Source organism: Leptotrichia sp. OH3620_COT-345 (assembly GCF_003932895.1).
Taxonomy (GTDB): domain Bacteria; phylum Fusobacteriota; class Fusobacteriia; order Fusobacteriales; family Leptotrichiaceae; genus Pseudoleptotrichia.
This window is the reverse complement of record NZ_RQYW01000177.1, coordinates 1-293: the sequence shown is the minus strand read 5'-3', so window position 1 is coordinate 293 and position 293 is coordinate 1. Positions and strand designations below refer to the sequence as shown.

Annotated in this window: 1 protein-coding gene; it reads right to left on the bottom strand. The window is 35.5% G+C overall.

All coding sequences use genetic code 11. The features are described 5' to 3' along the window. A partial coding sequence (locus tag EII29_RS11720; protein ID WP_148096448.1) for a filamentous hemagglutinin N-terminal domain-containing protein occupies positions 1-293 on the bottom strand: 293 nt, incomplete at both ends.

Here is a 293-nt window from a genome sequence, read left to right as displayed (position 1 = left end):
ATTCCGTTTATATTACTCTTATTCTTTCCTGTCACTTCCGTTATGATTAAGTTTGCAGTTATTCCGTTATCCAAATTTCTGTTTCTTACTACCAAACCTGCTATATGGGTATTTACTACTACATGTTTATTATTGTTCAGTATCAGCCCCTGTTCACTTACCTGTAATTCTTTTAATGAATTGTAGCTTGTTCCATTTCTATTAGGCGAAGCTATATCTATTTGGTCTATTCCCGAAGCCGTCTTTGTTACTCTTGTCCCTATACTTGCAGGATCAGGTATTACCTCGGAAAA